Source organism: Teredinibacter franksiae (assembly GCF_014218805.1).
In the GTDB taxonomy this organism is placed as follows: domain Bacteria; phylum Pseudomonadota; class Gammaproteobacteria; order Pseudomonadales; family Cellvibrionaceae; genus Teredinibacter; species Teredinibacter franksiae.
Genome location: NZ_JACJUV010000004.1, coordinates 110846 through 132939, shown reverse-complemented (window position 1 = coordinate 132939; position 22094 = coordinate 110846). Strand labels below are relative to the sequence as shown.

General features: G+C 46.5%; 14 protein-coding genes. 8 read left to right on the top strand and 6 right to left on the bottom strand.

Features of this window, described 5'->3' with window-relative positions; genetic code table 11:
• Window positions 1–225: 225 nt before the first annotated feature.
• Complete coding sequence (locus H5336_RS19380) at window positions 226–1893, bottom strand: right-handed parallel beta-helix repeat-containing protein (RefSeq protein ID WP_185236118.1); 1668 nt, start codon at window positions 1891–1893, stop codon at window positions 226–228.
• Between the two features lie 1114 nt (window positions 1894–3007).
• Between H5336_RS19380 and H5336_RS19375 the strand changes: the two genes are divergently transcribed.
• From H5336_RS19375 to H5336_RS19355, 5 genes are all read left to right on the top strand, one after another.
• A complete protein-coding gene (locus tag H5336_RS19375) occupies window positions 3008–3244 on the top strand; it encodes a hypothetical protein (protein WP_185236117.1) in 237 nt (78 codons plus the stop codon).
• Window positions 3241–5565, top strand: a complete 2325-nt coding sequence (locus tag H5336_RS19370) for a glycosyltransferase family 4 protein (protein WP_185236116.1) — start codon at window positions 3241–3243, stop codon at window positions 5563–5565. The genes H5336_RS19375 and H5336_RS19370 overlap by 4 nt, the downstream gene beginning before the upstream one ends.
• Window positions 5566–5568: 3 nt before the next feature.
• Window positions 5569–6906: a glycosyltransferase gene (locus H5336_RS19365; RefSeq protein WP_185236115.1), complete on the top strand. Its 1338-nt coding sequence runs from the start codon at window positions 5569–5571 to the stop codon at window positions 6904–6906.
• Window positions 6907–7188: 282 nt separating this feature from the next.
• Window positions 7189–8154, top strand: a complete 966-nt coding sequence (locus H5336_RS19360; protein ID WP_185236114.1) for a glycoside hydrolase family 130 protein — start codon at window positions 7189–7191, stop codon at window positions 8152–8154.
• Entirely contained in the window at window positions 8151–9626 is a 1476-nt protein-coding gene (locus H5336_RS19355) for a glycoside hydrolase family 130 protein (protein WP_185236113.1), read from the top strand. Before H5336_RS19360 ends, H5336_RS19355 begins: the two co-directional genes overlap by 4 nt.
• Before the next feature lie 187 nt (window positions 9627–9813).
• On the opposite strand, the gene H5336_RS19350 is transcribed toward H5336_RS19355, so the two are convergent.
• Both H5336_RS19350 and H5336_RS19345 read right to left on the bottom strand, forming a co-directional pair.
• On the bottom strand, window positions 9814–10731 hold the full coding sequence (locus tag H5336_RS19350; RefSeq protein WP_185236112.1) for a hypothetical protein: 918 nt from the start codon (window positions 10729–10731) through the stop codon (window positions 9814–9816).
• 8 nt (window positions 10732–10739) lie between these two features.
• The gene (locus H5336_RS19345) at window positions 10740–11225 is read right to left on the bottom strand and encodes a 3'-5' exonuclease family protein (RefSeq protein ID WP_246439415.1); all 486 of its coding nucleotides are present in this window, start codon (window positions 11223–11225) and stop codon (window positions 10740–10742) included.
• A 686-nt stretch (window positions 11226–11911) separates the two neighbouring features.
• On the opposite strand from H5336_RS19345, the gene H5336_RS19340 reads away from it, so the two are divergent.
• Window positions 11912–14044 carry a hypothetical protein gene (locus H5336_RS19340; RefSeq protein ID WP_185236111.1) on the top strand — a complete coding sequence of 711 codons (2133 nt, stop codon included), beginning with the start codon at window positions 11912–11914 and terminating at the stop codon, window positions 14042–14044.
• 432 nt (window positions 14045–14476) lie between these two features.
• Here the strand turns inward: H5336_RS19340 and H5336_RS19335 are convergent, their stop codons facing one another.
• On the bottom strand, window positions 14477–16333 hold the full coding sequence (locus H5336_RS19335; RefSeq protein WP_185236110.1) for a 3'-5' exonuclease: 1857 nt from the start codon (window positions 16331–16333) through the stop codon (window positions 14477–14479).
• Between the two features lie 693 nt (window positions 16334–17026).
• Between H5336_RS19335 and H5336_RS19330 the strand changes: the two genes are divergently transcribed.
• Entirely contained in the window at window positions 17027–19021 is a 1995-nt protein-coding gene (locus H5336_RS19330) for a pectate lyase family protein (protein WP_185236109.1), read from the top strand.
• 204 nt (window positions 19022–19225) lie between these two features.
• Here H5336_RS19330 and H5336_RS19325 read toward each other — a convergent pair whose 3' ends face one another.
• The gene (locus H5336_RS19325) at window positions 19226–20551 is read right to left on the bottom strand and encodes a type II toxin-antitoxin system HipA family toxin (RefSeq protein WP_185236108.1); all 1326 of its coding nucleotides are present in this window, start codon (window positions 20549–20551) and stop codon (window positions 19226–19228) included.
• 3 nt (window positions 20552–20554) lie between these two features.
• Entirely contained in the window at window positions 20555–20953 is a 399-nt protein-coding gene (locus H5336_RS19320; protein WP_246439414.1) for a helix-turn-helix domain-containing protein, read from the bottom strand.
• A gap of 332 nt (window positions 20954–21285) precedes the next feature.
• Here H5336_RS19320 and H5336_RS19315 point away from each other — a divergent pair, with 332 nt between their 5' ends.
• The gene (locus H5336_RS19315) at window positions 21286–22068 is read left to right on the top strand and encodes a hypothetical protein (protein WP_185236107.1); all 783 of its coding nucleotides are present in this window, start codon (window positions 21286–21288) and stop codon (window positions 22066–22068) included.
• Window positions 22069–22094: the final 26 nt, after the last annotated feature.

The following is a 22094-nucleotide window of genomic DNA, read 5'->3' as shown; positions in this document are numbered from 1 at the left end:
GGCTATTGCTTAGTTTACCCATAGTAGCCGGTATCGGCTTTATTTATACTGTCTTTTGGACAGAAAATATTTGACTAACAACGAACGATTTTATTTCAAAACGTAATTGAGAGAAGTCATTGCGCATGCTGCTAGGTTCATGCCGCCCAAGTATGGCTCACCACCCAAAGGCCACAGTACAGTAAACCTCGGTAGGTTATAAGGGCCACACCAAGTGCTACTCAGCTACCTTTGTATGCCAAGCTCCGACCATACTGTACCCGGCACAATACGCACGTCGTCGGCGAAAGCGGGTAGCGCTGTCCATAGATCGCTGTGGTCCGGCGGCGTCATTCCGCTTTCGCACACAGCAACATCACAACGATACGGTAAACCCAAGTGCATAACCACGTCGTTTTGCTGATAAGTAACGGTATTTTTATCACCCAGAGTAGAAACACTTGTCCACATTTCCAGGGTTAAATAATTGAATCCGTCAGGTAAACCACTATCGACAAAACTGAGTGCTTCGGGTTCAACGTTGGTGTTATTAGTACTTTGGATGTTATTGCTAACGCCGTTGTTTTCTAAGCTGTTGGTAAAGCTTTGCGGCCCGAACCAGGTATTATTAACCAGTTCAATAGGTGTTGTGCCGTTGGCTATGCGCAGCAAGTGCCCCGGGTTCTCGTGATTGTAAACTTCATCACGCATATAGTGATACCCGCCAAAGGCATTTTCACTAAAGCGATAGGTCATTCCCGCCAATGTGCGATTATTCATGTACATACCGAAATTACGTATACCCGTAAAATAATTCGATTCAAAGGTTACACCCACATTATTATCCGTTTCGTCGCCGTCTACTTCGTGCGCAAAAAACGATATAGAGGAGTCGGCTGAGCCAATAAAAATATTATTTTGAACATTCAGAAAGCCTTCACGAATACCAATTTGAAAATTGTTGTCTTGGTAGGTTTGGAACGCCGCGCGCCAATCCATAGCGGCCGGACCAAACACATTGTTGCGCACCTCATTGTGCCCGCCCAACTGCCCAAGCTGAATAGCCTCGGTGCCGGTGCGCAATATGCGATTATTGTATATTTGCCAATCTCGAATTTGGTGCTGAGGTTGCGCCTGTGTGCTGCCAATGTATAGCCCTTCACTGCCAGTGTCGTGGATATAGTTGTCGTGCAACAAAACGCCATCCATTACCGCATCACCGTTGTTATCGGTTTTCATGGTCATACCGGCAAAACCGACCTCCTTAATTTCCACATACTCCACTTCAAAGTTTGAGGCGTCACTTACACTCAAACCAGAGACGCTCTCACGAACAAAATCGTCATCGACCATAATACCGTACTGATCTTGCGTATGAGTAAATTGCCCGCCCCGATGCCCAGGGAAATCGATATCGCCGGTTTCACTTTGGGCATCGTACCGACCGGTTAATACCCAGTTGGAACCGCCACTTACAACAAGCATATAGTAGTGCCCCAATCCCCCTACACGAACCTGCCCGCCGATATTGGTAATAATCAAGCGGTTGGTTTCGGTTCTTTCGGGTAAATTCCCCAAACGCAAAAACGAATAGTGCCCCGCCTGTATGTACAGGCGGTCTATCGCCTGCCAATCTACATCGGGGTAGCTTGCCTGCACATCGGGTAGGTATAACCCGCCATCGGCTCTTGGCCCTGGCAGCGTAAAAGACAACCCAGAAGTACCAAAGCGCCCCTCTTCTATAGGCCATTCAAGCGGTGGCAGTGTTGGTGTTGGGTTTGGGTCCAAGGTAGGGGTAATGGAGGGAACCGTTGTGGGTGTTAGAGAGGTAGCAGCAGCTGATTCGCCATCGCTACCGCCTCCGCCGCAAGCCGTGAACAATACAATAAACCACCCAGCTAAAAACCTACGCATAAATCATTTCCTCACCTGCAAGCAGCGGTAATACCAAAAGTAGACAACAAGGTTATGCCACATCCCACTGAAAATTGCATTACTCTAAGTGCAGTAAAGTGTAATTCACCTAAGATCTTAAGCGCGCAGCCTAAAAGCTACTCACAATCTGCACAGCTACAAGGGTAGTTTAGGTGAAGGTATTTTAAAACGGTTACTAATCACGACAGAAATGCCTGCAAGCCAGCACGAATAACGGAACCCACCAAGGGGTAGCAGAGGTTTGAGCTAAGAAAAGTGCATATTTTATGCTTATGCCGCTACTTGAAAACCCGCTTACAATTCAAAACCGCCGAGCCCAAGCCTTGAAAAGAATGTTCATGGACAGAGAGAAAAACAACCGATAAAGATCTAAATGATTTTGATACTGCTTGGCTAAAACACCCCACGCTATTAACGGAAAATGTCAAATGAGTGGATTTTCGATTTGATTCCATCATAGTCGTTTCCACACATTTCGTGATTTGATTTGGCGCGTGAGCATGCTGCAAGTTTATCGGATGTAAGTCAGTGTGCTTGCTCCACGTTTTTGTTGCAATTAGGGTAGGCGCGCGTACCTAACGCGGTGTGTTTTTACTCATTTTTCTTTCAGAAAGCTCCCATGCCCCTGTCGCCTAAAAACTACTTAATTCGTTTTGGGCAGAAGAAATGAGACTATGATGGTGTGATCGCAAAGCGCGTATAGTAGCCAAATTGCGAATAGCAATAAATATAATTGCCCATTAAATGGGTCAGCGTGACACGTACTGCATAAACCGCTTCACCAACCGTGGTCATCTTTGATGATAAACACGACAAATTTTTAAAAAACTTGCTGTATTCGCGGCTTAGGCGTATACCTAGGTGGCTAACCACCGAAGAGTCTATCAAGGACTAACGACTGCCATGATTGGCCCTTTCTCTGGCTATCAACCATTTCTGCTTTTGCTTACACACTAACCTTTTACAGTTCTAGCTATCAATACCCATCGACCTGTTTTACGTAAAGTGTCGTGAGTGGCAGTCTTTAAACAAGGCCTCGTATCGTTCCTTGCTGTCTCCCAAGTAATATAAGGTCGCTTTTGGATAGCTATAAATGACCAAACACTTACCACTCAAACATCGACGACTTAAACTATCCGATAATCAATCCCTCGGGCGCACCGTTGTAGTCCTCGGTGAAAGTGGCTTGAATCTTAATGAGCCTTTGCCCCCTTGGCGGGCCCAAGAACAGTATGGCATGAGTAACCGATATACAATCTACTCTGAATGCTGTCGTAGCATTTTGAAAACGGGTAAAACCCGACTGCAGCAATGTGGTGGCAACCTATGAATAAACCCTGCACTGATACAAAATCCATCGCCGTAATTGGTAATTACCTACCTCGCCTGTGTGGAATTGCAACATTTACCGCCGATTTAGTTGGCTCTTTATCCAGCCCAGACTCGCCTCATAACTGCTGGGCCGTGGCCATGAATGATAAGCCAGAAGGCTACGCTTACCCGGATAAAGTTCACTTCGAAATCAATCAAAAATCCCTCAGAGATTACAGTTTGGCGGCGGACTTTTTAAATATCAATCAAGTTGATGTTGTGTGCGTACAGCATGAATACGGAATATTTGGTGGCCCGGCAGGAAGTCATATTTTGAAGTTGTTGTCGGAGTTACGCATGCCAGTTGTAACAACCTTACACACGGTATTAGCTGAGCCAACGGATGAATACCGCACGGTGATGGTACGATTAGCCGAGCTGTCTGACCGCCTTATTGTTATGAGTCATAAAGCTATTGACCTCTTACAGTCTGTTTATGCTATTAACCCATTAAAAATTGTCTATATCCCCCACGGCATTCCCGATATGCCATTTGTTGACCCAAGCTACTATAAAGAAAAGTTTGGTGTGCTCGGCAAAAAAATGATACTAACTTTCGGGCTACTTTCAAAAAATAAAGGTATCGAAACGGCGTTGCATGCCCTACACAAGGTCGTCAAACAATTTCCTGATGTTACATACATTGTGCTTGGCGCTACACACCCACACGTATTGAAGCATGAGGGAGATGCTTACCGTTTGCGTTTGCGCCAGTTGGTACAAAAACTCGGTTTGGAAAAGCATGTGCTTTTCCAAAATCGCTTTGTTTCTCTACAAGAGCTGACCGAATATTTGTCTGCGGCCGATATCTATATAACACCCTACGATGACGTAGCTCAGATTACTTCCGGTACGTTGGCCTATGCCATGGGTACGGGCAAACCGGTGGTGTCAACACCGTACTGGTACGCGGAGGAAATGCTGGCGGACGGTCGAGGCCTACTTGTGCCGTTTAAAGACGTACCAGCCATGAGTGATGCGTTAATTGAATTACTGGCAAACGACGACAAGCGTCACTCCATTCGTAAACTGGCCTACGATTACTGTCGAGATGCCGTATGGGAAAAAGTAGGTACGCGTTATTTAGAGGTGTTCGAAGAAGTTAAGGCCGAACGCAGCCATAATCCACATCCTTATCGCTCATTGCCAAGCGACCTACCTGAAACAGTATTAAGTCAGGATTTACCGTTATTAAAGCTCGATCATTTATTAACCATGACCGACGACACCGGTATTTTTCAACACGCGAAGTATAACATTCCCGACAGAAACCATGGTTACTGCACTGATGATAACGCGCGAGCGTTAATTGTTGCCGCGGAAGCCCATAACCTTTTGGCCGAACCGCCGGAGCGTAATGAGCAACTCTGTGACCGCTATCTTGCCTTCCTATTACATGCTTTTGATGTCGAAAGCGGTAGGTTTCGTAATTTCATGGGCTATGATCGTCGTTGGTTAGAAACAGTCGGGTCAGAAGATTCACACGGCCGTGCGCTTTGGGGGTTAGGTGCCGCCGTTAATCTACTACGCGATAGCCGGCAATTACCCATGCTTTCAACCTTATTTAAGCAGGCCTTGCCAACAGCTGAAATATTTTTGTCTCCGCGCGCTATTGCATTTACTCTGGTTGGCATAGATGCCTATTTAACAACGATTCCCGGTGACTCCGAGGCACGGCGCACGGGTTTAGCGCTAGCGCAACGGCTGTTTCAACAATTTACAGATCACACAACAGAGGATTGGCCTTGGCCAGAATCTATTGTTGCCTATGACAACGCTAAGTTACCACAAGCTTTAATCGTAAGTGGGCAGCAGCTGCAAGATGAAGCCATGAGCCGTGCTGGGTTGTCTTCGTTAAAATGGCTTTTCGATGTTCAATGTGAGAGTGGCCATTTCGTACCGATCGGAAACGTGGGCTGGTATCGTCAAGGTAAAAGTAGAGCGCGCTTCGACCAGCAACCCTTAGAGGCGCAAGCCATGATTGACGCCTGTATTTCGGCCTATCAATTTAGCCAGGACAGAGCATGGCTTCGCCGCGCAATCATTGCCTTTAATTGGTTTCTAGGACATAACGATCTCAACTTACCCCTGTATGACGCTAAGACCGGTGGCTGCCGAGATGGGCTGGAAAGTAATGGCGTGAATGAAAACCAAGGTGCGGAATCGTCTCTTGCCTGGCTTATGTCTTTGGCAAGGTTGCATCGCTTTGCCGCTGACGCATTACTGGTTGCAAAACCAGATAATAAACGCTCACAAAACAGTGCCGTGAAGGAGACGTAACCAATGCATATTGCAATGTTATCTCCGATTGCCTGGCGTACACCGCCACGGCACTATGGGCCATGGGAAAATGTCGTGTCTTTATTGACTGAAGGCCTCATTCGCCGTGGTATTAACGTTACGTTGTATGCAACGGGCGACTCACTCACCAAAGCAAAACTTAAAGCCGTGTGTATGCGTGGTTACGAAGAGGATAGCGATGTTATTCCTAAAGTTGAAGAATGCTTGCATATCTCCGAGTTGTTTGAGCATGCCGATCAATACGATGTTATTCATAATCATTTCGACTTTTTACCGTTAAGCTATTCCTCTATGACAACAACCCCAATGGTGGCAACCATTCATGGGTTTTCCTCCCCCGCCATTTTACCGGTTTACGAGAAATACAATAAAAAAGTTTTTTACATCTCTATCAGCGACTCTGATCGTGCACCCTCTTTGGATTATTTGGCCACAATTCATCACGGTATTAAGCTTGATGAGTTTTCTTTTCAAGCTAAACCCGACAATTACTTGGTCTTCCTAGGGCGAATCCATAAAGACAAAGGTGCGCGTGAGGCTATAGATATCGCCCTAGCCTCAGGCATTAAATTGGTAATGGCCGGCATAATTCAAGACAAAGACTATTTCGATGAATGTGTAGCTCCGCAATTTAAACCAGGGAAAATAGAGTTCTTAGGTAGCGTTGGCCCGGAAAAGCGTAACGCGCTACTAGGTGGTGCTATGGCGTTGTTGCATCCTATTTTCTTTAACGAACCTTTTGGCCTTTCAGTAATTGAAGCGATGGCTTGCGGTACGCCCGTTATTGCGTTCAATCGTGGCAGTATGCCTGAGTTGATTGAGCATGGGAAAAATGGCTTTTTAGTAACGGATGTTGATCAAGCGGTAACGGCGGTTTCGCAGCTAAATAGTATCAATCGGAGCGACTGCCGTCTTCACGTAGAGCAGTTTTTTAACGTTGACCGCATGGTTGACGATTATATCAATGCCTATCAACAGATAATGGACAAAACAGCGCGCAAACCCAACCCAAACCATTCCTGGGGCTATTACACATTACTTACGGATAGCACTCACTACAAAATTAGAGAAATAACGGTATTTCCCGGCAAGCGAACAAGCATACAAAGCCATCGAAATTCTGATAAACACTGGCTGATCGTGTCCGGCCTAGGCGAAGCAACCGTAGAAGACCGCATTTCCACGTATAAACCGAGTCAATCTATTGATATACCACGACATTCGAAACATCGCATTCATAACCCGTCAAACAGTATCGATTTGAGACTCATTGAAATACAAACAGGCGATGCTTTTGAAGACGATGACACACACACCTAAGAAGATCACTATGGGCGAGAATAGTAGTAGCGCTAGGCGAAATAGTTTTCACTATAGCGAAACCGAAACGATGAGGGGTGTGCTAAAAAGGGTAACGCTATTAATGTATTTTGGCCGCTGCGCTGAGCCATAAAGTTTACTACACCGTACCCCTTGGGGCTTTGTGTACGATGCATGTACGGCATCAAAATTTTCAGCTAGGCCACACATGCCGGTAAAATTTGCCTTGCATTAACCGCACACAAGGCCACAGGCCAACCGCCATCAATGGAGGTACCCTTAATGTCACTATTTAGCAAACAAGAACACCCCGAAAACCAACCGATTGTAACGCGTTACTCGAAAAACCCTATTCTGACACGTGATGATATCCCCTACCCTGTGGCCACGGTACACAACGCAGGTGTGGTCAAGCACAAGGGCAAATACATCATGTTATTTCGCTCCCACCTAGACAATGGTCGTTCTATCATTGGCCGTGCCGATAGCGACGACGGTTTTAAATTCAAAGCACATCCACAGCCCTTTTTAGTGCCAGCTACTGACGGAATATTTGCTGAATATGAGGCCTACGGCGTTGAAGATCTACGTATCTGCCCTATTGAAGACAAGTACTTGCTTTGCTACAGCGCCTACTCTCGACATGGCGTACGTATAGCGCTAGCCCAAACGAACGATTTTGAAACAGTTGAGCGCATTGCCTTCATCAGTCAAGCGGATATGCGTAATGTGGTTATTTTTCCCGAAAAAATTAACGGCCGTTACGTGCGCTTAGATCGTCCGCACTCGGAAATATCACCGTGGTCAATCTGGATTTCATATTCCCCCGATTTAATTCACTGGGGTGATTCCAAACGCATAATTCAAGCCCAAACCTATCATTGGGATGAAATGAAAATAGGCCCCGGTGCGGCGCCCATAAAAACAGCCGAAGGATGGCTAAACATATACCATGGCGTGTTCGACACGATGGCCGGTGCGGTATACCGTCTCGGCGTGGCTTTACACGACCTAAACGACCCGTCAAAAGTGATCGCAGTTGGCGATCGTTGGATATTGCAACCCGAAGCCCCCTGGGAAATCAGTGGTTATGTGCCAAACGTTGTGTTTAGCTGTGCAGCCGTGCCCGAAGATGACGGGCAAATAAAACTCTATTGGGGAGGTGCCGACACCGTGATGTGCGTAGGAACAACAACAATTAACCGGTTACTACAGCACTGCCTTAACCCTGCAAGGCCCGCATTATGAATGGAACCCTTAACATCCGTCGTCGAAAATGGAAGCTAAACCCTGACCCTTCTAAAGTAATATGTCGCCCGTTAATCCCCCACGGGAATCCGTCAAGAATAAAACGCATTATCGATCGGGTGCTCCATCTTCCCGACCAAAAAGTAGAGGACATTTTAAATCAAATAACCACCGACTTTGCCGATAGGCACCGCTACTTTGATGAAATTCTACATCAACACTTTGTTCAAGTTGAAAGCTATTTACCCGAAAATAGTTCCCTCAGCAAAAATCGACGTGCGCTTATCGGGGCGTATTTCACAATGGAGTATTCAGTTGCTTCTGCTGCGCTGTTTAACCCATCAATTATTAAACATCCAGATCAAAGTGGCTTAGAACCTAGCTCCCTTCGCTTTATTATGAGCCTTCGTGCTGTTGGTGAGGGACATATATCGTCTATTGTGTTTCGCAGTGGCGTGATCGGTGCTAGTGGTAATGTATTGTTTGACCCCGAGGGTGATTATCTCCACACGCCCATACTGCAATTAGATGCCGGTATAGATAAACACTTATTTGAATTGAAACTGTCAGAAATGGGCTCGGCCAACGAAATTACAAACCACATACTCATGCGATTACCCGACCCATTTCGATTTAGTGACTTACAGGTGCAAATCGATGATCTATCACATCACCCTCAATTTGACGAAGGCAAACAACACACCACTATTAGCAGTATCAGCTGGCTGGCAAATTCGAATTACGAGCTAATCTTTCCTCAAGGCCACCCGATTAGCGAACGCGTTATTTTCCCAACCTCCGAAGATAATAGTCGTGGTATAGAAGATGCTCGGTTTGTTCAGTTCTATGAAGACAATGGCGATATTATTTATTATGCAACCTATACCGCCTACAACGGCTCACGCATACTGCCGCAGTTAATTGAAACACGTAATTTTGAGCAATTCAAAATTATTACTTTAAATGGAAATGCGGTTCAAGATAAAGGTATGGCCTTGTTTCCGCGAAAGATTAACGGCATGTATGTCATGTTGTCACGCCAAGGGGGCGAAAACAGTCAAATAATGTATTCAGACCACCTCCACTTCTGGCAAGAATCCTCGGTTATACAAGAACCTAGCGAACCGTGGGAATTAGTACAGATTGGTAATTGTGGTTCGCCGCTAGAAACCAGTGAAGGTTGGTTAGTTTTAACCCATGGCGTTGGGCCTATGCGCGAATACTCGATTGGCGCCATACTCTTAGATATTGACGATCCGAGCAGAATAATCGCTCGCCTAACGATACCGTTACTCAGCCCCCACGAACACGAGCGAGAAGGCTATGTGCCCAACGTGGTCTATAGTTGCGGCGCATTAATTCACAATAACGACCTTATTATTCCTTATGCTATGTCCGATATTAGTAGCGGTATGGCCAGTGTTAATGTAAGTGAATTGATTGCGAGTATGGCGCGAGTAGGTGAAAATTAAATGATCGTTAGTGCGTGTAATGGTTTGTCAGCGTGTATTCCTATAGAGCATTAAAAGCCTCTAGCTATACTTGATAGAACCCTTAAAATGTACGCAGGGGTCACGCTATATTCCACTCGGTTAATTCTTTAAATTTCTGATAATTATCAACAGAAGCACTGAGCAACAACCCCAGTACTGGGTAAAATTATACGCTGACAGCATACAGGTGCGTATTACAGTGGGGGCATACCGGTGGCCCCGCCACCTTTTTTAACCACTCATTATTACACATCGCACAACGATAGCCCTTTGGTTCAAACGATGGCAGCTTTACAGATACGGGGCGAGCGTACTCTCGCGGTTTCGGTTCGCTCTGCAGTACCTCAGTGGGCTCATCAAACCCCTCAAAATCGTCCCAGCGCTCAGCCTCCGGCTGACACTGATGTGAGGAAATCATGCTGGCAAACATGGATTCATGACGAGGATGAAAGACCCAGCTACGCAAACCATTAGTAAGGATAAAATGCCTAACCGCACTAGAAAAACGTAACTGTTTATTTTCTGCAAAAACGCCAGAATCGAAACTATCACAATTGATCGCCAACACACCCCGCTTTTCACCCAAAAACGCTTTCTTGTTGTGTAAGCGCTGTTTAGGCTTACCCTTGTGAAAAAGCTCTACAAGAATCTTGGCATTGCCAAAGCTCAGTTCTAGGTCAAAGGTCAAATCGCCGAATACGATTTTCTTTTGCGCATCGGAAATACGTAACGTTTTTTGCTTGGTTGCAATAAAGTCGACATACTCACCACAACAATCAAAACAATGGGTATATTCAAGCGCAGGCAGTAAAATATTTTTATCGATAAGTTCGCTACAAATTTCACGTGCCATCATGGCAATGGCGACTGCCGAGCTAAACGGGCACTCCTGTTCAGGCTTTGCTTCTGGGTGCTTTGAATCGTGCGCGAAATGAATACGATGTTCTTTTGGGTGACGCGATAGCAGCGGCGCGTGGCAGCCGGGGCAAAGGCAGTTGCATGCCCTACCTCTACTAGCATCTTCGGGCTCTATAATCGCGTGTGAACTACGATCAACCCCGAACGGGATAAGTAGGCCAACCATATTAAACGCTAGCCAGCGACATAAAGATAAGCTTCATGGATCATTTTTACATCCTCAGCAGCGCGATGGTGTCGGTAACGCCCAGATTCGGCAAGTAAGGTTTTTTGGGCAGCAAACAGTGGCGCTTTATCGCTGCCCATAAGATCATAGATGGAGCGTACACAAAAATGCCGCTCAATTTTCGCAGCAAAGTAAAGCGTATCTATCCAATCTTCGTCCCAGCGCTGCGCATCACTGTAAAGTACGGCATCTGATTCCGATAAAAACTCATTCAATTGGATAGCAACTTCAAACGCAGGCAAGCCTTCCCTTTCAAGTTCAGCTCGCGATATACCGTGCATACTTTCGGCGATTTCACACCAGTATTGCCACTTGGGCTCTCGTTTTATAAGCCAGGATTTACATTCACCCCGCAACAGAACAGCAACTTCTATCGGGTAGGAACTGAAATGTAAACCGCTGGCTTCGATGTCGATAATGGCAATGTCTTTCACAGAAATATCCAAATTTTAAGGTGCGAAACTAGTTTAATGGCTAGATTATTGTGCGCTACTGTAATCCTCCCTAAGCCATGGTCATGCTTAACCCCATAATCTACCATTTTGTAAAAAGCGCCCGACTCCAATACGATGATTTAGATTTAAGCGTTGCGATTCATAAGCCTTCAAAGTCATAAATGCCAATAATGCATTTTGTCGAATTTTAAACTTTTTAGTACCGCCTCCTGTTGCGTGATTTAGCGTTCTGGTTATTATTTCACCTACCGTAGCCCATGGCCCTATTTATAGTGAGACAATAGGAGAATATTGGGTAAGGCTCAAGGTTTTGATGGGTATTTTTGAAGGTTTACAGCAAGAACGTAAACCGCTGCAGGCTAACGGTGCAGTTTTACGCGCCACACTGCTGTGTTTTCTCGCCTTCGGCTCCCTCTAAACTCGAGTACACACGAGACCAACGGTACATGGTGAGCAGATAAACAACAAATTTTTTCGAACCAGCTGTGCGTGTACAATGTTTTCACCCAGAGGTTTTTAATGCTTACCTGCGCACTTTCATTTTACTCATCAATCTCTGCAAATTAATTTGAACCCAATTCGATTTCACTCCGACTCAGGTGGTACGTATTTGCAAAGTCACAATTGCTTTTGCGTAACCCATTTTAATGTGTGAGGAAATCGTTATGAATTTTTTGAATAGGTATACGCCCGCTAGCTGGGTGCGTGGTACATTTTTTTTCTTATCAGTTGGTTTAAGTGGAAGCGTGTTTGGCGTGAACGACGCGCGCGAATTGGCCGTGAGCGAAAAGCTTACGATCGAACAAAAAACAAATTCGGCTAATTACATTTCTGAAGAACTGTTCAACTTGATTCAAGATTGGCAGCTTACCGCGTTTAAAACCATGGAACTTGAAGAATTTGTTATAGAAACAGATGAAAATCTGTATTTTCAGTGGCTTAAAACATTGGAGAAAAACCCAGGAGAAGACCAAGTTCGGCAATATATGCAGGAAGCTGAGCCTGCATTTTTTAAGCGTTATCTCGCCACAATAGAGCGCCAAGGGAATGCATTCGCCGTTTCACAGTTTGTTGACCACTTACGCACTAAAAACCGCACGGCCTATACATTATTAAATACCCACGTACTTTTGCCAAATGCGGCACATTTACAGGGCTATATGCAGCGCCATGGGCAGAAATTACTTGCCGTGTGGGAAGAAGATAAACAAAAAGGCACTTACAATATTCAGGGCTCGCTAGCCCAATATATTGATAACAACCATGAAACCAGCCGTGTCGTTGAAGAAGCCAAAATTGTTTTAGCCAACATGGGCGTTCTTGAAGACCGCTTACCAACGGGTAAACGCGGCCACGGCGACAACGATTTTCAAGATAGAGGTAGCGAATGTAATTGCAGTGTTACCGTCACCAATGCAGGCAACCCGAACAACACCAATACACCACATACCTATAACCCCCAAGGCGGCATAGAGTATAAAAATAATGGCAGTGTAAAACGTAGCTGGAGTTTAGATCGCACAGCAATTGGTGCTGCACATAGTTTAAGAGCCGACCGGTTTACTACAGGCTTAAGAGACAATGAAGTAGACAGCAGCTTAGCCACTAATTATCGTTCAGCCACCCTAAGCTTAGGCTGTATCGATGAGATGAGTTACACCTGTGCTGGTTTTTGTACGGGCGAAATTGTGGCCGAAGCACAATACCATGCCGACTTAAAAGCCGATTTGCATATTTCGGGTGGTATATCGGTAAAGCACGGTACGGCGGTTGCTGCCGACAGAGGAAAACTATCGCTCATTTCAGCGGGTTTGTTTGGCCCAAGCGAAAGTGTATTGTTTAACAAAGCACTTGGTGTTGAGCGTGAGCACCAAACCGAATACGTCTCCGATGCGTTGATGGGCCTGGTGAAATCGGCTGCCGGTATTGCTAGTACTGTTTTAACGGGCGCCAGTGGCACAGCTATAGCCGGTGCAATTTCTGCTGATGCCGCTTCCGATATTGTCACCAATGCCATTGGCTTAGTGAAAAAAACGGGCAAGTCATCGTCGTATATCGATAAAGACATGCTAGCCTACTTCAGTACAACAGGGTTACTAAGCAATATCCCCTTCGACAACAACAGCTCGCGCACATTTAAACTCGCTTCCGACGGGCGGGTACATGTAGAAGGCCGAAACGGTAACCACAATTCTGGTTGGGCCCAAGTAGACAGCGCATACTACCTTGCGGTGGGTGCTAAAAACTTTAACTGTAGCGGTGACGTAACCAGTATTCCGGCCAACACCAGTAACTGGAGTTATGGACGAAGTGCCAATTCAGAGATGTCGGCTACTACACTTCAAAACAACCTTAGCGCTTTTTTAAACCTTGAAATGTCACAAACCCCCGATTTTTCTAGCGGGTACACCGGTACAGAAGTGACGGTTATACCGCCGCAACCACCGGTAGCGGTTTGTACTGTAGCGCCAAGCATGGGTATAAACAGTTTGTTCGCAACAATGGATGGTACAGCCAGCTGGGATACGGATGGCTCTATTGTCAGCTACGAGTGGTTGCGTTACCCCGGCACCGTTGCTGAAACCTTAATGGATACCGGCCCAATTGCACCGCTGGTGGTTACCGATGCGCCCAAGTCCTTTACCGGGCCCGGCGGCATCCATTTGAAAGTTACCGACAATTCCGGGTTGTCGGCCACCAGTTACTGCGGGCATGTCTTTGTAAAGTGCATTGATATTACCGGGCAGCCCTGCCCTATGCCGTCGTACCCAGCCGAAAAGCTACTGTTTACGCCTTAGCCTAACCGTGTAAAAGCAACACTAGCGCATTATTGATGCATCGGCGGGGTTCAACCTTCACCCTTCTAGCCCCGCCATTTTTACCGAAAAAAAATCTGCCGTTTACATCCTTCCCTTTGCTTCCTTTCGCTAAAGATCGTTGAATACTTGGTTATCGAAAAGGCTAATCTTTTAGGCGGTTTTTTGGGGCGCATCAACCTAACCTGGTGTTTACGCGCCTGCTATTCGTGTTAAAAATTATTTGGAGTTGCGGGGTGAATGTGGCTTTATCCAAATGTGGTATCGCCGTGGTGGGGGCATTATCCAACGAACAACTAATTACCGCGAAAATCTTACGCCCGCAATACCCACTTCACCCAGATCAATCTGCCCGATATTTCGGCTGTGTGCCTTTACATTATTCCTACTTTAAAGTGTGCAAATAAGCCAATGCTAACTCGCTAGCTGTGTTATTTTTTCGCAAAGACGCGTAACCTCCGACATACACAGATGCAGCTCCCGTTGTGCTCGTGTCATACCCACATAAAGAAGGCGTGCATCTTGTGCCGGATTATCGTTTTGTAATCGGCCCAAGCCTACCATGGCAACATAAGGAAACTCTAAGCCCTTACTACTTTGCAACGTCAACACAGTTACACGATTAATACCGGGGTCGTAGGCTTGCTTATATTCCTTTGAGGCCATCCATAAATTCGGAATCCCAGCTGCGCGTAACGCCAGTGAGATAGCTTTACCCTGGTAGCCCATAACATAGATTATTGCCATATCCCGCCAATCGGCGCCCTGCCCATGCCAAACATTCAGACAGCGAACGCAATAGTCCACTTCGTCTTGCCATTGCGTCAACGCGTGAATTACAGGCCTGGGGCCACTACTGCCAGCGGCTTCCGGTTGAATCACCTTTAGGTCTTCATCGCCTTGCTGTGAACAGGGAAAGTACTCGGCCGCGAATCGGTAAGCAAAATCCAAGATTTCTCGCGTGTTGCGGTAGTTCAATCGTAATATAGACGTGCGTCCTTTAGCCTGTATACCAACACTAGAAAGGCTAAAACCGAGGCCAGTTTTATTTTTGTAAATCGACTGTGCATCGTCATAGAGAAGCAACAGAGAATTCGATTCTGGATCTGTCATTTGTACAACTAGCTTCAGCCATTCTGCCTCGAAGTCGTGACCTTCATCAATCAACACCGCACCGTATTGAGCACGCGGTATTGTGCCTGCGTCCACCGCCTGCATCACACTCAATACTTCCCGCTCCCAGTAAGGCTGAGGGCCGTTTTCTATGTCGACGTGATACGTTTTTAATTGAACGCCACACCATTGATGGAAATGGTATACCTGAACCTGTTCGCCAAGCCCTTTGCTCGCGGTAAAACTGCGCAGTTTCGCCGCCAGCGAGGTATTAAAACAAAGAATGAGAATAGGCTTGCCTGACGTTTCGGCAAGCAATTGTGCCCGATACCCCAGAATAAGGGTTTTGCCTGAACCCGCCACACCATGAATAATACGATGCCCTTCACCCAAGCTCCGCGCTAGCTGCTCTTGCTGAATATCCATAATGCGCACAATATCGGGCAACTGTTCATCTATAGGTCGAGCTTGCCCGACTACTTGCGTACCTCCATCGAATAAAAGGGATTGTTGGGGGCTGGGAATTCGAACCTCGGGGAATAAGTGCCAACGAATGCGATTGATTTGCGGTAGAGAAAGCTTTTCTGGAAAGCGGTAATTGAACATACCCCAAAGACGTTGCTGAAAGGCCTCTGCATCTACCGATTCGGTCATTTCATCTTTATAAATGGTAAGGTGATCGGGCAGTAAATTGGCGCGATGTTCCTCTGGAATGGCATGTTCAATTTGGTTGCGCGTAATATTAGTAAATACCACGCCCCAGCCGTAGGGGGAAACTAGCTTGCCCCTGTAGCGCCCCTCTGCTTGCAGCAGCGGGTCGCGCTCTAACAGATGAATACCGTTAAAAGCATATTGCCGAACCTGCACAAAGGGGTTAGGCGTAATCTTTCTGCCCTCACCTGTTAACAGCTCTACAGTTTCTTTGCTTATTTTTTTTATTGTGGCCAGCTTCCAGTCTTTTACCTCCAGGAATAACAAACCGCGGCCGGGATGTAAAAGAATAAAGTCGGGATAACGCTGTTTACGACCAATGGGTATGTCGTACCAACAAAGATAATCGTCTTCTAAAAGCTCTTTAATACGCTGGGCAAAACGTTTTTCGCCAGACGTCATTCGGCTTAACACTTGACGAGTTAAACCAGGAATAATTTCAGCCATCTAGACGCCCCTTCTGTAACGCTGAACGTGAATATTGCCATACTCTTTTGTGACGACACTCATTCGCCTTGTTTATGTGCAGCGCAAAACAAAATTTCTGCCACCTATATAAACGCCAATGTGAACCCTAAAGCGGCCAGGCCTAGATGCCGTTTAATAATGTGTCCCAATTCCTTCTTTCTAGAATGATACGTAGTCTAAAGGTCAATTCGAACGATACATCTATAATTACACCACCCAACCACAGCCTAAATGGATTGGCCATTTTTGAACATTCCGAAACGGAAACGTGAGGCTAATAGTTCTTTTTACTTCATTTTACACGCCACCGTATTTTCTTCATGCCCGTCAAAAAACAACAATATTGTTTATTCTGAATCAATTTCTACACCACACTTTAATGTGGCTCAGTGTTCTTTCATTCACTAAGTATACTAGCTACATGGTTTGTAATGCTTAATTTCCGCGCAGGCTAATTTCCACGTAGGCCGTGCCACCTCACCTGGCTTTACACGGAGCCTTTTCTATCTTGTAGCCCAATAGTCATAAGGCCACAAAAGAAGCGGATGTTGAACTACATCACCTTTCTGTCGGGCTTGATTCAAAAGTCCCCAATAAACCCGCTAACCCACCTTGTATTTAGACATCATCACCTCTAGCCTGACGCCACTCTTTTTCCACACGAAGGCTATTATGAACAACCAAGAGCTCTCTTTACCTTTACCCGCCTATTTTAGATTCGCTAAAAGCCCTCTTCTTCTCTGTTCATTAATTATCGTGTTAACCGCATGCGGTGGTGGCGACACGAACCCTGCAGACAATGATCCCCAGAATTCTAGCACGTCCAGTTTAAGCACTAGTTCTAGCTCTAGTTCAAGTAGCTCTGACGGTAGCCCTAAAGTGGTTATACAGGAAAACGAAATAGGCTTCTGTTCCGTTGACGGGACGGTAGCAAGCACTGGAAGCGATTACACCGGCACTGGGTTTGCGCAAACAGAGGCTTCAGTAGGCAGTAAAATTACTTGGCGTATTAGCGTTCAAACGGCTGGAAATTACAGCTTAGAGTGGAGTTATGCGAGCGACTCCAATAATAGTCTTGTGGGTGGTGTAAACGTTAACGCCTCCGCCATAACAACGGTAAGCTTCCCTCCCTCAGGCGCTATAGATAGCTGGACAACCGACGGTACATCCCTCGACTTGGAAAGCGGCGAAAACGAAATCGTACTAGTGGCCAATACCGACGAAGGCTTACCGCATATTGATTCGTTTGCCATTGAAGGTGATGGTATTAGCGCAATTGAATGTGCTATCAGTAGTAGCTCTAGTTCTAGTTCTAGTTCTAGTTCTAGTTCTAGCAGTAGTTCTAGCAGCAGTTCTAGCAGCAGTGCAAATTCAACAAGCAGCAGCTCCAACGGCACTGGCACCCCAACAGGTTACACGTTTTGTGCCGATGAGAGTGAAACCTGCTCGTTTACGGGTACCCGAGAGGTACGCTATGGCGCCAATGGCACATACACTAGCCAAACAGCAACGGCCAGTATAATCTGTGACAACAATACATTTGGCGACCCGATTGGAGGTGTGGCAAAAGCTTGTTATTACGCCAATACAGAATCTAGCTCAAGCACATCCACGAGCGCCTCCACATCATCAAATGTAAGTTCCGCATCTTCGAGTTCAAGTACATCTTCAAGCTCAAGTACATCCACTAGTACCAGCAGCGCATCATCGAGTAGCTCTAGTAGCAGTTCCGTAACCGGCTACATAAATATCAACGATGTGGCGCCCGGCTGGGCGAGCGTAAATGGCGGCACTACCGGTGGCGGCACCGATTTAAGTAACGCAGTAACCGTTAGCAATATGAGCGACCTTAAAGATGCCGTTAAAGGTAACAACAGTAAAATAGTATTGGTAACACCTGGAAATTACGATGGCTCACTAACCCCAGGAGCCAACACCACAATTATTGGCACCGGACCTGGCGTTACCATAAGCGGGAACATAAAGGTCAGCGGCTCGGACAAAATAAATATTATTGTGCGTAACCTAGCCGTGCGTGGTAAGTATTGTGGTGACAACAATGCCTGCAAATCGGGCGCCGACGGAGTGTATGTCGGCAATGGTGCGCATCATGTGTGGTTTGACCATGTAGATATTGCCGATGGCCAAGACGGGAATTTTGATGTTACCCAAGCGGGCGACTTTGTAACCTGCTCATGGTGTAAATTCCATTATACCTACGACAAAGAACACAGCTTATCTAACCTTATTGCCGGCAGCGACGGTGAAACAAACAGTCGCGACAAGCTCAACATTACTTACATGTTCAGTATGTGGGGAGATCGTGTTAATTCTCGTCAACCTCGCGGGCGTTTCGGTAAAATTCATATGCTGAACAACTACCATAAAAATAGCGGTTCACTTCATGGTGTGGGCAGGGAAATGACGCTACTAGCCGAAGGCTGTTACTACGATGTACCGAATAAAAGCGTGTTCTTTACCATGGGCGGTGAACACACTGGCTGGAAGGGCATTGGGAATGAAGGAACTTCTAAAAATTTGAACGATTCCGAAGGCACCATTTTTACACCACCCTATACTTACAGTGTAATGTCCGCCTCCGATGCTAAGCGCGCAATTACCTCTAGCGATTGCGGGGTTGGTAATACTTGCCTGCTTCAACAATAAAGCCCATTAAACCCTCTTGGTGCATCGCACCAAGAGGGTTTCTAACTTTCTAAAACCGGCATATAACACTAGAGCATCACCCCGGAACAACAGAATATCGCAAAAAACAACTACATCTAAACGAAGTAAAATGTCGGAAGGCGGCTTTTGCAAGCTGTGTTTGCTCAATCCACTGTATGGCGGTATTCATTTAACGCCACCCTATTAGGGCCACATAAGCCTTAGGTATTGTTTACGCGACTGAATTCTTTCATTTTCTACTTCAGCCTCTATCGCGTACTGCTCCCATTTCCCTACGCCCACTGCCACTTGCTCTATCAAGCTGGCTGCCCTGTTTTTGGGGATATTAAAACGCTTCGCTACGGTGTAAAAATCTTCCAAAACAAAGCCATCGCGTTTACCGTTAAAACTCATTTGGTGTTGCGAGGTAAACTGTCCTTGCGGGTTATAGGCAAACGTTAAATCATAGGCGGGTGCGAGCTTCCATTGCCCGCGGGTGTCCATAAGAAAGGCAATATTTTTAACATGGTCATCTTGGTTTCTGGCCATAATGTTGAATAGCGCACGCAAATAAAGCTGCTCTATTGCGCTTTTACCCAGGCCTAAATTACCGGCCGTAAGCATAGCTTGCTCGTAGGCATAGGCGCCGGGCATGTTAAAGTCAAAATGCTCCAGCGCGCATAACGTTTGCATATGCAGTTTGCCGCCGCTTGCGGTTCTATCGAAACGTTTGGTTATAAAATGACGACGCTCGTGTTCAGCGAGCAATTGGCATTCGTTCATGTCTATACCGGCCGCCAGTGCCATGCGGTAGTAAGCGTATTCCATTTTGCCGTAGCCCTGACCATCGGCCAGTTCTTTATCTTTGTTGTTGCCTACACCGTCGAACTTTATTATCCAATGCTCAAAGCCTTTTGGTAATGTCAGTTGGCCAGACCGTACTTCATTGGTGGTTTTGTTCCAAGCGATTACAGCTTTTGCACGGGCACCACCGGCGGAGGAACCTATGTGCAAAATATCCCGAAGGGTTTGCTCGTTAAGCCAATCTTCACCTTCTACCCAGTGAGTATTCAACGTTTCGCGCTGGGTTAAAATTTTACTCGCTACATTCACCATGGCCGCTAGGTCTAAGGCTGTGCTGGTTGTTTGGGTTTGGCGCTCCAGTGTTGGCTTAAACTCCAATGCCCCCATACCGCGTGTACCGATATAGCACAGCCGCTCTACGGGAGAAAAATGTGCTTTATTAATGCCCTCTCGTACCAGCCATTGATCAATCATGGCGTTACCGAATTTATCCGGTAAGGTATCGGCCAGCATGCCGGGTAAACGCTTAAACGTATCGGCATTCAGCCCAGGAAAACTGTACACCTGGGGTCGCAAGGGCATCTTGAAGGGCGATAATGCAATGCCACTGTGTAGAAAATCTGGCGCGTATTCAAAAAGACCTAACGCTCGCTCTTCGTCCCAGCTAACAGCGCCAATATTAGCGCCCCAAAGCTGAACGGAAGCCGTTGTTACTTGTCGCACCATGCCTTAACCCTCATTCTTATTCTCGCCCTCAGCTTCAAAATCCACCTGCTGTTCAAAGCCCTTCCACTCGGTGTTTTTGTCACCTGTTTTGCGCTTGCCTGTTGCTCTCTGGCGCTCCTTACCCTTAGCGCGGCTTGCACGCTGTATGGGGCTAATATCAAGCGCTGGAATAAGGCTATCCAGCCGGTCGAGCAGGCCCAGCACCCTAAGCACCTTAATATAGGCATCAAAACTTACGGGGCCGCCTTTCTCTAGTCTGTACAAGGTACTAACCGACACCCCAGCCTCATAGGCAAAGGTTTCTTGGTCCTGATTTAACCGCAAGCGATAAGCCTGGGCTCTACCCCCTAACTCACGGCGGATAGCGTCGTCACTTAAACTGGAATTTATCATATTCATCATATTTGACTGATAATTGACCACCAACACTATAGTACTTCATATATGATGTGTAAATAAATTTACTTTTTATAGCCCTCATATTTGACTGATAAAATCGATTAGCCACATTTATCAATCATATATGATGCTTAATTGTGGTAATGCTTGCATGCGTTAGTACGGCTAGCGTTTAACATGGCTGATGACCGACAGCCTGTTTTTTCATCACCTAGGCTAGGCAGTGCCCACCCTGCCTCGCCTATTCAGTTAACGTGAACCCCTGGCATTGCACTGGCTGCTACCTACTCGTAAACTTCCCGTTCCACGATAAAAACCGCGTAAACCAGATCACCATGCTCCATCTATTCAAAAAACCAGTCGTTGTAGACCCTACAACCGCTAAAAATTTGCAGCTCACGTTTCAATGGGCGCTCGACAATTTCGATAACCCTTATTTCTCCAGCGCCACCGTACTGGTACAACCTACGCGCGAATACTTTCCGGACCGTGCCGACAACGAAACCGACATGGCGCGGGCGCTATGTACCCGCATACTCCGCTACAGCGGCTTAAGCCACTGGCCATTCAAAGTGGTATTGCCCCAGGCGTTTTCACCAGAGATGCCACCGCTACTGCGTTTAAACACCCAACTACGGCAACCGACCAATTCATCTACACCCCTTAAAACAAGCGGCATTAGCTCCACCACGGTAACCAGCACCGACATACTGGAGCCAACATTAGACATCTCCTACGCCAGCGCCATGATGAAACAACCCATGGACCTAGTCGGTAGCATGAGCAAAAGCATTACCCAACACTTTTTATATCAGTCGCAGTTAGAATTGCCGAATGGGCCAGAAAGCTTTGACGCCACCGCCGAGATTCTCTCCATATTTATGGGCTTTGGCATAATGATCGCCAACACCGCCTACACGTTTCGCGGCGGCTGTGGCCGCTGCTACGACCCAAGAGCCAATCGCACAGCAGCACTTTCGGAAGACGAAGCCATTTATTGTTTAGCGCTGTTTTGCCATCACAAGCAAATTGCCAACAAGCAGGTTACAGCGTCGCTGAAGGGATACCTGCGGGGCAGGTTCCGAAAAGCCAGAAAGCAAGTGGCTGCTTTGGTATAAAGGGTTTTAACGTTTAAATTGTGAGC